Source organism: Microcoleus sp. OTE_8_concoct_300 (genome assembly GCF_031383065.1).
Lineage (GTDB): Bacteria > Cyanobacteriota > Cyanobacteriia > Cyanobacteriales > Microcoleaceae > Microcoleus.
In genome coordinates this window covers 21,861-32,324 of sequence record NZ_JANMZH010000300.1, presented here as the reverse complement: position 1 = coordinate 32,324, position 10,464 = coordinate 21,861, and the positions used below count along the sequence as shown (strand labels likewise).

The 10,464-nt window shown below is 42.8% G+C and carries 10 protein-coding genes and 1 pseudogene; 3 read left to right on the top strand and 8 right to left on the bottom strand.

Annotated features, from left to right (window positions below):
* The 5 genes and pseudogenes from ACUVJL_RS13905 to ACUVJL_RS13885 all read right to left on the bottom strand — a co-directional run.
* Nucleotides 1-236: pseudogene (locus ACUVJL_RS13905) on the bottom strand (hypothetical protein); the annotation flags it as partial.
* Nucleotides 233-1,471 carry a type III-D CRISPR-associated RAMP protein Csx10 gene (csx10, locus tag ACUVJL_RS13900; RefSeq protein WP_445246386.1) on the bottom strand — a complete coding sequence of 413 codons (1,239 nt, stop codon included), beginning with the start codon at nucleotides 1,469-1,471 and terminating at the stop codon, nucleotides 233-235. The pseudogene ACUVJL_RS13905 and the gene csx10, both read right to left, overlap by 4 nt.
* Nucleotides 1,471-2,211, bottom strand: a complete 741-nt coding sequence (locus ACUVJL_RS13895; RefSeq protein WP_445246385.1) for an RAMP superfamily CRISPR-associated protein — start codon at nucleotides 2,209-2,211, stop codon at nucleotides 1,471-1,473. The genes csx10 and ACUVJL_RS13895 overlap by 1 nt, the downstream gene beginning before the upstream one ends.
* Nucleotides 2,208-4,616 (bottom strand): type III-B CRISPR-associated protein Cas10/Cmr2, encoded by a 2,409-nt coding sequence (cas10, locus tag ACUVJL_RS13890; protein WP_445246384.1) that lies wholly within the window; start codon nucleotides 4,614-4,616, stop codon nucleotides 2,208-2,210. The genes ACUVJL_RS13895 and cas10 overlap by 4 nt, the downstream gene beginning before the upstream one ends.
* Nucleotides 4,617-4,677: 61 nt before the next feature.
* Entirely contained in the window at nucleotides 4,678-4,875 is a 198-nt protein-coding gene (locus ACUVJL_RS13885) for a hypothetical protein (protein WP_445246383.1), read from the bottom strand.
* A gap of 114 nt (nucleotides 4,876-4,989) precedes the next feature.
* Here ACUVJL_RS13885 and ACUVJL_RS13880 point away from each other — a divergent pair, with 114 nt between their 5' ends.
* From ACUVJL_RS13880 to ACUVJL_RS13870, 3 genes are all read left to right on the top strand, one after another.
* Nucleotides 4,990-5,316, top strand: coding sequence for an MgPME-cyclase complex family protein (locus ACUVJL_RS13880; RefSeq protein ID WP_172192102.1), 327 nt, complete (start codon nucleotides 4,990-4,992; stop codon nucleotides 5,314-5,316).
* A complete protein-coding gene (locus ACUVJL_RS13875; protein WP_445246382.1) occupies nucleotides 5,313-6,050 on the top strand; it encodes a hypothetical protein in 738 nt (245 codons plus the stop codon). Before ACUVJL_RS13880 ends, ACUVJL_RS13875 begins: the two co-directional genes overlap by 4 nt.
* 81 nt (nucleotides 6,051-6,131) lie before the next feature.
* The gene (locus ACUVJL_RS13870; protein WP_445246381.1) at nucleotides 6,132-6,356 is read left to right on the top strand and encodes a hypothetical protein; all 225 of its coding nucleotides are present in this window, start codon (nucleotides 6,132-6,134) and stop codon (nucleotides 6,354-6,356) included.
* 6 nt (nucleotides 6,357-6,362) lie between these two features.
* On the opposite strand, the gene ACUVJL_RS13865 is transcribed toward ACUVJL_RS13870, so the two are convergent.
* The 3 genes from ACUVJL_RS13865 to ACUVJL_RS13855 form a co-directional block, all read right to left on the bottom strand.
* Nucleotides 6,363-8,465, bottom strand: a complete 2,103-nt coding sequence (locus ACUVJL_RS13865) for a tetratricopeptide repeat protein (protein WP_445246380.1) — start codon at nucleotides 8,463-8,465, stop codon at nucleotides 6,363-6,365.
* 75 nt (nucleotides 8,466-8,540) lie between these two features.
* A complete protein-coding gene (locus ACUVJL_RS13860; RefSeq protein ID WP_445246379.1) occupies nucleotides 8,541-9,455 on the bottom strand; it encodes an Rpn family recombination-promoting nuclease/putative transposase in 915 nt (304 codons plus the stop codon).
* 60 nt (nucleotides 9,456-9,515) lie between these two features.
* Nucleotides 9,516-10,451: an NAD-dependent epimerase/dehydratase family protein gene (locus tag ACUVJL_RS13855; protein ID WP_445246378.1), complete on the bottom strand. Its 936-nt coding sequence runs from the start codon at nucleotides 10,449-10,451 to the stop codon at nucleotides 9,516-9,518.
* Nucleotides 10,452-10,464: the final 13 nt, after the last annotated feature.

Here is a 10,464-nt window from a genome sequence, read left to right as displayed (position 1 = left end):
CCTCTCCCCCATTTGCGATCGCGACCCACTTGATAGAGGATAAAATTCTTAATGACTTCAGGACTGTCGGTAGTATCAGAAACCCGTACTAGGTTGCGGAATTGAGACTCTTCTAAGTCGCCATAAGATGAGCGGTCATCTAACAATTTCTGAATTGCTTCTACTAACTCATCTTCTGAATCACGAATTCCTTTCTGAACTTTGAGTTCTTTTTGTTGTTCTGTTAATACGGTCATACGGCTCTCTCCCTAAACACTAGATGAAATTCATTACAAATTTGTATTTGCCCAAACCCTTCACAAGTTCGTTCCCCTACACCCCTGATTTCCAGATATTCTACCATTCTAAACCAGGTATCTTCTTGAGTAGTGCTGAAGAGATATACAGCACCTTTATTAGTAATTAACTCCACATCTTTCATCAACCCCCAAGCTGTATTCCATCCCGATCTATAGTCATAGCTGCTATAAGCTGCATGAAGTTGCAACGATGAGTCAGTTACACCTGCAAATTGGCATAACATCTCTGGAGAAATAACAGTAGTACGTCGCCATTGTTCCGTCAAAATAGCATCTGATTGTAAATCTATGGTGAAATAAGTGCGATCGCCTGCCAATTCCTCGTGAGGATTACCAAAAATTTTCCATTCTCCCCAACGTTTTTTGAACTTTGCATTGAACTGCTCAATTCGGGTCTTTATTTGTGGTTTACTTTCTAGTGTTAGTGTTTTAGCTGTAATCTCGACTTTTCCTAGTCCCCGCGAAGTCGAACCACCCAACCGGAAATCTTCTCTAAGATCGTTGATAAATTGACAGAGGGCATCTCCTAAACTATCTGAAACTATAACTGACCCATAATAGCGTATAGGTTTCTGCTTTTTATCTTGAGACTCATTCAGAACTTCAATACCATATAATATTTGCTCTTCTGCGGTACCTCTCCGTCGATTAATACCCACCCTCGTCAGTAAACGTTTGCTAACCGAATGACTGTAATAGTTGCCACCAACTTGGCTGTAGAAACAAGTATATGCTTCAACTCTTCCCCCGTCATTTGTTGGACAAGTTGGATCGTATAGATGACCGTAGCATTCAGCACAAAATCGGTCAATTAAAGTATCAAAAACACCATTGCCGTTTTCAATCGTAAAGCCGGGTTTTGTTTTAGAACTAAGCGCAGTTGCAGGTAACACCCAGATGCCATCAATTCGACGATTAATGTCTGGATTTACAGGATAAGCATTTTGGAAAATTGCTGGAGTATCGCTTAAAAACAAAGATTGAAAGTCACCGCCATTCTCTGCTAAATTCGTAGACTGATGACCAGATAATCGCAGGAGTTGAGAGGCGATCGCACCTCGAATCACAGAACCTGGAATATAGTCATCAGCCTCACTAACTGAACCTCCTGGTTTCTGACGACCAATTGCTAGAGGAGATAATGCTTTAATTTCTAGTCGAATACGTTTCATTATAACCGTCCTTTTGCCAGAAAATCCCAAACTCCTAGATCAACCTCCAAAGGATGAATTTCCGCCCAGTGCAGCCATCCCAACCCAGCAGATTTACTTCCCCCCAATGCTGTAATGTGTTTTAAGCCAGCCCAAATTAATACCTTGGCGTAATCTGGCAAGTCTGGTTTTAGTTTCGGTTGTAAGTGAATCTTGCCCTCAAATCTCAGTTGAGCATTAGCTGGAGAGGTTTCTAAAAAGTATAGTTTTTGGTCTTCCGCCGTGCGACGGTAGCGATTGATTGTGACACCCGGACGGAGAACTTCCGTAGGCAAGTTATCGGGATCTTCAGTATAAATTAAATCGTCAAAAATTGCACGGGATGGCAATGCTGGATTACCAAAAATCTGACAAATTAAGCAGTGATGATTTTTCCCCCCAGTGATTGCATCTGTAAATTCATATTCCTCACGCTCAAAATTTCCTGGCACACCTGCTCTTTGGGCACACATAGTTTGAGGATTGGGAGATTCACAGATTGACCAGCCCAAACCTCTAGCAATTTTTTCACATTCGTGACGCAAGCGACCTTTAAGTTGAGAGGCCGGAATCAGTAAATTTTTTTCGGCATTACGGACAATTGGCTTGTCTGCCAAGCTGCCAGATGAACCACCCGCACCTACACACAAAGCCGTATCAATTACAGCCGTTAAAATTGGTAGGGTTTCCACTGAGTTGGATAATTGGTGTAGATAAATCATGAGTTAGCCTCTGTAGTTACAGGTTTTTTATTTGCTGATGCCATATCTGTTTCATCAATAAAAGGGTATAAATCCACAAAATCTTGCCATATTGTTTCGTAGGCTTTTTCCCTGAACATCCAGGGAGCGATATTTCCATTGTTTGTCTTGGCTTGACACCAAGGTTCTTCAAAATATGTTTTGAGAATATTTTTTTGTTCGCGACTTTTTAGGCGAGTTCGGAAATAACGGTAGTTGAGGATGGCAGTCTCTTTGCCTTGTTCTAGTAAGCTGCGAATTTGGTAGAGTTGCGATCGCGGAAACTCAGAAACTTTCAACGCCTTAACTGCCTCTATCAATCCGCCCAGTTCGTACAGTGTATATGGAGCAGCATACCGCTTAAATTTAGAGCTTCTTATTTCTTTAGTTAACCCTTGTTCGCGGAATTCTTTAACATTCGACGAAATCATTGTCACAGACTTCATTGTTAATAGATCAACTGTACCTCCATAGTAATTATCACGCTCTTTCAAGGATTTAGCTTGCTCTTTAGCAGATTTCAATAATTGACCGTAGAGTCCTTGAGCGTAATAAATAGGAGTTTTGTAATCAGTAATCAAAACTCCAACAGACATACTCAGCTTACATCCGCTTGATTTAACACTTTCTACTTGATAGCGATGGACTGACCGATCATCATGAGTTTCAGGTAAACCATAGAGTCCGTTTCTTACCTCCGCGAGTTGTTTCTCAAATTCGCTGCCAATAGTTTGAGCAATTTCCAATGCTTTATCCGCTGGGACTATTAGTAGAATATCATCTCCACCAATAGCTAGTATTTCAAAAGGATGAACAATTTTGCCATTACGATTTATGGATTCTGGCTCAGTTAAATTTTCCAAGCGACGTGGATTAAGATGTGTGACTAGCGCTGTATAAACAGCACTTTCCATAACCTGCAAAACATCCTGACTGAATTGCTGATATTGTTGGGGGGTTTTAATCTGTTTCTGGATATAACCCCCCATATTATTCACATCAGCAGAGATATAGCCAACAAAACCATTACTACTGGTTATGGAATACTTCAGTAAGTTTTGCTTAGGGAAGATTTGGTCTGAACGGGATGCCTTACCAATTTCTTCAAGTCGTTTCGCTTCCATAACACGGTTTTCAGGAATACCTAAATAATAGTCTTGCCAGCGTCCAGAATCCTGCAAAAATTGCTTGAACTTACTCACCCAACTTTCAACAAACCCAGGTTGCCAGTTTTTATCTATTTCTGTATCCTGATACCATTGACTTTCTTGCTCTTTTTTGGCTTTATCTCCTATAATTCGTTGGCGTCTTAAAGATTCTGATAAATAAGGTCTTCCCGGTAACTTGTCTTCTAGAATCACAGCAGAACGATGTTCATTTTCATCCCGTATGAGATAAGGATGGGTTTCATACATTGCAGGATAGCGGCGACTGCTTCGATTAACTTCCAATCCCTCATTACCATTACGCCGTTGCTGGAAAAGCGCGGCTAGCTTGCCTGCTAACTCGTTAAAGTTTTTGCGGTCTTGAAAAGCCTGAGTTAGCTGCTGTAAAGTTTTATTTTGTTTGCTTTGTTTATCTCGCGAACTACCAAAGTATGCTTCTACCAGAGGGTTAGTGTGTACGTCTTGTCGAAGATACCAATCTAACCAAGGCTGATTTTCATCGCGTAATAAACCAAAGCGAAGTTCTAAAAGCCTAAATTTTTCACCTACAGCACAGGAATTAGCAGTTAAAGTCCTCTCTGTATATCGCTTTTCTATCGCATTAGCTAGCTCATCGACAAAAGCAGCCGGACAGAAAGCTAGAATATTGCCACCCGTAGAGTAAATTATTAGTTCTGGGATTAGAACTTCGGAAAATTTAGGATAATTCGCATTTTCTAAATAACAGGTATCTAACCATTGCCTGACTTGTTGACACCAATTTCTAGCCTCTTGGCAATCTTGTGAATCAGGATATATATCACATACAGTTGGTTCTCGACCAAAAAGTGCGGGTAAGTCAATCAGGTTAATCTGATCTAATAGTGCTGATGCTCCTCGGATATCTGGTAGTTTGGCAGCTTCAAACACATATTGCTTGATCTTAGTTGCACCGCCGTACACTAAGCTAATTCTTTCAGTCACATCCCACAAGTCTGGGTATTTACTTCGCAAGTCAGTAATTGTTTCAGGAAAGTCTCCTTGGGCAAAATTTTCGGGAATATTCAGAAGTTTCTGAACCCGATCGACAATCTCTCTCACATTTTCCGGCACTTCCTCCCCAGAATTCAAAGCCCGTCGCATTTCCTGCAACACGCCGATCTCAAATTGAGGTTCGCGTTTATCGCCCCAAGCCAGACACCAAGCAATACCAATCGCGATCGCACTCCAACAACTTTTCATATGCAAACCACTCCCAATCACGTTTAACAGCCCTCAGATTGCCTCAATAATTGGTAATTATTCAACCTGCAATTCCATCTAATTTCCTATTGTCACCTAAATTTTCCCGAAAATCACCAGCCCGAAAAATAGTCGCCCAAATCCCCAAACAACCAGCAACTCTCACAACTCGCCCAACACTCACCACCAAAGATTTTTCTGAGGCGACTTGCTCTGCATCTACCCAAGATGACAGCAAATAAGGTAAAGTAAACGGCACAAGAGTCTAGAACTCTCGAACGACCGCAACTCGGCAAACCCGCCCCTGACCAGCAAAACTGGTCGGTACAGGCGGCATTAACCGCTAACCGTCAACCCCTAACAACCGAGAAAAATGCAAACCTACTACTACGTTTTAGCCAGCCAACGCTTTTTGCTAGAAGAAGAAGCCCTAGATGAAGTGTTTAAAGAAAGAACTCGCAACTACAACGAACAAGAAAAACAAATAGACTTCTGGTTGGTCAAACAGCCCGCTTTCCTAGAAGCACCGACAATGGCAGAAGTTAAAGCAAAATGCCCTCAGCCAGCCGCCGCTATTATTTCTACCGATCCTGTCTTCATCACTTGGTTGAAACTGCGATTAGAATATGTACTGACAGGTGAATTTCAAGCACCATCACCAACTATTCCCGATGCCCTTGCATCCCTACAGACAGCATGAATAAACTTGCCCAAAATCCGACAAAACAACTCACAGAAATTAGGACTCAATTGTACAAATTTATTTTGTCTATACCCCTATTTTCTGCTACTTCGATAGCCCTTTTGGTCTTGACAATTTTATCGACTTCTGTTAAAGCTCAGTCGAGCTGCCAACCGCCCCAGTCCGACGAATATCTACTGTTAATTGTCACCCCAACACCCGAACAGCAAGAAAGAGCAAAACGCTCTTTCCCCGGAAATACTAACAACACAGTTTGTCGGTATATCAACGACACGGTGACGCGAGTTGGCGGATTTCGTAACTCGCAAATCGCCAGCGATTGGGTTAAATACATCGAAGATGTTGTCGGATTGCAAGCTTACGTAGTACGATCGCCCGCAGCCGCGCTACCCCAAAATTTGCCAGTCTACAACCCTCAGCCAGCACCAGGTTCTGAACCAATCACCAATTCTCGAACGGGCAATCTTGCCTTCAATCCCCAACCCTTGGGCCCTGGTTATGCAGTGTTAGTAGATTACTTCAACCAACCGGAATTAGCCACCCAAGTCAGGCAAGCCTTAGGCACGCAAGTAGGCTTAGCTTCCTACGGCCAGCGTCCCTTTTTATTCGTCGCTTATACAACGGATCAAAACGCCGCTACTGCTGCAGTAAAAACATTGAGCGATCGAGGTTTTTGGCCGATGTTAGTAGACAGCCGCCGAGTTACCGTAATTGCTCCCGCTGTTCGCTAAAAGATAACCTACCCCCACGATCTTTCCGATCTTGAAATCGCTACTAAGCTGAGGCGCATCTAAATTTTACAGTCAACTTTGATGAAATTATTGTGGGGTGGGCGTCTCGCCCGCCCGAAAAATACAACGCAAGATGCCCAACAGCTTACACAATTGTGGGGTGGGCGTCTCGCCCGCCCGAAAAATACAACGCAAGATGCCCAACAGCTTACACAATTGTGGGGTGGGCGTCTCGCCCGCCCGAAAAATACAACGCAAGATGCCCAACAGCTTACACAAACTCTCGTCCTAGCAGAGGGGGACTAATAACAATTATTGTTGTTGTTGTTGTTGGGATTCTAGCGGGCTGCTTCCTAGCTGACTTTCTGCCCGCTTTTTTGCTTCCATTGCCGCTCCGTAATCCGGTTTGTAGCGAATTGCTTTGTCATAGGAGGATCTCGCATCTTCGTATCTTTTTACCGCCACAAGTGCATTGCCGCGGCTGTACCAGGCTTCCGAGTAGTCAGGCTTGACATAGACGGCTTCATTGTAAGAGACTAGCGCATCTTCGTACCGCTTTAAATTGTACTGAGCATTTCCTCTATTGTACCACGCTTGATATTCTTGCGGGTTTAAATCTAAGGCTCTGCTGTAACACTCAATTGCTTGTTCGTACCTGCGCAATTCGTGGTAAGACCAGCCTAAATTATACCATGCTTGATAATAATCAGGTTTTAATTTAACAGCTTTTTCGTAAGCTTCTACCGCTTCTTCATGCCTCCGCATTTTCAGCAGAGCGATGCCTTTACTGTACCACCCTTGATAAAAATTTGGCTGAAACCGCACGGCTTTTTCGTAGGCTTCAAAAGCTTCTTGATTTTTGTTAATTTCTAGGAAAACATTGCCTACATTGTACCAAGCTTCATAATTATCGAATTTGATTGCAACTGCTTTTTGATAGGATTCTACGGCTCGATCGTACTGTTTTAATTTTTGGTAAGCTTGTCCCCGATTGTACCACGCACGGTACAAGTTAGGCTGAAATTGTACGGCTTTTTCGTAGGAGGCGATCGCCTCTTCGTACCGCTGCAAATCTAACAGAGTATCGCCTCTGCCTTCCCAGGCTGCGGCATAGTCGGGCTGGATTTTCAAAGCGTTATCAAAAGATGCGATCGCCTCTTGAGACTGTTGTAACTTCTCCAAAGCATAACCGCGTCCCGTCCAAGCTTCCAAGTATTCCGGCTTTAATTCTATGGCTTTATCATAAGCTGACTGCGATTCTCGATATTTTTTCAATTCATATAAAGTTTTGGCTTTTTCCTGCCAAACTTCCGCGTAGTCCGGTCTGAGACTTATTGCTCGATCGTAAGCGGCCAGAGCTTCTTCAAATCGGCTTAAATTGTAAAGAGTATTGCCTCGGTTGTACAGGTCAGTTGCATTTGCCGCATTAAAAGTATTTACACCATAAATTGATGCTATAATACTGATGCCAATTAAACTGGCGATCGACAATATTTTAAAATACAGTTTTTTTCGGGATTTGAGCCGCCCCTTCGCAGCAGCAACCGGAGGCAATATAGGAACTGTACCGCTGAAAGAATTTTTCAATTCTTTAATAGCTTGCAGGGTTTCGCCGGCACTAGAATAACGTTGCCGAAAATCGTACTTTACCATCTTATCTAAAATCTTCGCAAATTCAGGACTGACTGATGTTTTGTCCTGCCAAATAATTTCCTCTGTATCGGGGTTTCTTGGCATTTGGTGAGGATTTATGCCAGTGAGGAACTGAATTGCGATCGCACCTGCCGCATAGATATCGCTGCTGAGTTTCGGGTTGCCGTGAGCTTGTTCGCTGGGCATATAACCGGGAGTACCGATGCTCACGCTCAAGCTATTTTTGGGCTGAGGATTGGTGATTTGAGTGGTAATTTCTTTGACTGCACCGAAGTCAATTAAAACTAATTTTTCGTCTCTATCTCTGCGGAGAATATTGCGAGGATTGACATCGCGGTGAATCACCTTTTGCTGGTGTACAAAGTCTAAAATTTCGAGAAGTTCCTGCAATATACAAATGACTTTATCTTCCTGCATTCCTCCCCCTGTTCCAGGAGAAGCGGGCGTAATTTCTTGACTTAAATCGTGACCTTCTATGAATTCTTGAACGAGATAAAACTCTTGATTTTCTTCAAAGTAAGCAAAAAGTCGGGGAATGCGATCGTGATTTCCCAATTTGTACAAAACTTGTGCTTCGGTATCGAATAAACGTCTAGCTACCTGTAGAGTTTCGGGCTCTGTTGCTTGAGGTTTAAGCTGCTTGACGACGCAGAGGTGATTGCTTGGTAGCTGCCTATCTTCAGCTAAATAAGTTTGAGCAAATCCGCCGCCTCCCAAGTGACGGATAATACTGTAGCGATTGCTGAGTGTGATTCCAAGCATGAGATTTACCTAATATTTCTTAGTCTGTGAACTACGCACCTTACTTTTATTTAACTGGTAGGGTGCGTTATCAACTTATTGAGAATTATCTTCCAACCAACCGCTCAACTCTTCCAAGTTTGAAAACCCCCATAGGTCGTTTACTAAATTTTCTAATTGGTCGCTCGATAACTGCTGAATGCGCCTTTCTATATCGGGGTTTAGTTGATCTAAAAGGCGATTCAGCGAAATCATAATTAACTCTATTTGTGCTTCTTGTCTGCCTTCTTGTCTGCCTTCTTCCCGACCTACAGCCACTGAACTTGCCTGATCTTGAGCAAAGAACTCTTGCTGCTGTAACGTGTTCAATTCATCCTGTGTCAAACTAACTTCGTTGGCAATTTCAAAAGCTTTCTGAATTTGCGGAACAGTAGCCATTGTTTGAGGTACTTCATCCAAAGTGCCAGTGGTTTTGATAAAGTAAATCCACTTGTCCGTAATATTTTCTAGTTGATCCAATTCTTTCTTGAATTTTGGCAACTCTACAAATACTAACTCAATGTCATTCTGTAGATAATCTGACAGGCGAGTTCTTTCTTTGAAGACAAAATGCGAAATTACATCTTGATGCCCGCTAAACATTTCAAAATCTGTGAGAGTCAAAGCAATCACAGGTCGCAATTGCTGGTATAATTCTCCCCTTGTTAGTTGCAGTGCATAAGTTTTTGCTGCATTGTACAAAACTCGCTTCCCAAATGCCTGCACCTTCAAAACTTGCATTTCGATAATCACAAATGTGCCATCGTTAAGTAGCGCTTTGACATCTAAGTAGCTGTTTTTAACTCCGGCTATTTGAGGGGCAAGATAAGGGTCAAGGATTTCTAAGCTTTCAATGATGGATCTGCCTTCATAGAGTATGGCATTCAAGAAACTAATCAAAATGTCGTTACTCTGGGCAGAGCCAAATATTTTCTTGAATGCAAAATCAATTTTGGGATTGATAAATCTCATGTTATTTTTCTCCCTAAACATTGGTATGGTGCGCGCTGCACACCATACTTTAATTTTACTTTAAACTGCTTTCAAAATCTCGTCATCGACTGAAAAATCTATCTCGGCTTTGTCCCGTCCCGAAACTACATAATCATTCTGAAAAGAATCTTTTAGCCCCGAAACTAAGTCAAATTCCGGCTTCCAGTTAAGCTCGGTGACAGCTTTATTCACTGAGGCAAAAAAGTGCTGCAAGCGCATCGGAAAAGCTTTCTTTTTGCCGAAGTCAAATTGTTTCGGATCGTAGTGTACAATCTTAATAGCATCAGGGGATTTGCCTGCCGCTTGAATGCAGGCGCGGGCTAAACCGTCAAAGGTGACAAATCGATCGCCCGAAACGTTGTAAATTTGCCCGATCGCCCTTTCGTTGCCCAAAACCGCCGCCATTGCTTTAGCCAAATCCTGACAGTGCCCCAACTGCGTGAAGTGCATTCCGTTACCGGGAATCGGAATCGGTCGATCGCGCGCAATGCGATCGAAAAACCAAGCCTCCAAATCGTTATAATTTTGTGGCCCGTAAATGTAAGTCGGGCGAATCGAAGTCCAAGGCAAACCGGACTCAGCCAAGTAAGTTTCGGTTTCGCATTTACCCAAATGCCGGCTTTTAGGATCAGTAGCGTCCCCTTCAATATGAGGCATTTGATCCGACTTCAAATAAACCCCCGCAGAGCTCATGTAAACAAAGTGCTGCACCCGCCCTTTAAATATTTCAGCTAAAGGCTTTGTATCGCTGAGTTCGCGACCGTTGTTGTCAAAAACAGCGTCAAACTCGACCGTCGATAACTTTTCTTTTAGTTGTTCGGCATTTGTGCGATCGCCCTGAATCTGTTTCACGCCCGAAACCGGTGCAGGCTTGTTGCCCCGGTTAAACAACACCACTTCATGTCCTTGTGCTGCTAAAATCTTAGTAAGATAAACCCCGATAAACCGAGTACCGCCCATCATTAAAATTCGCATTATTTTCGATGCT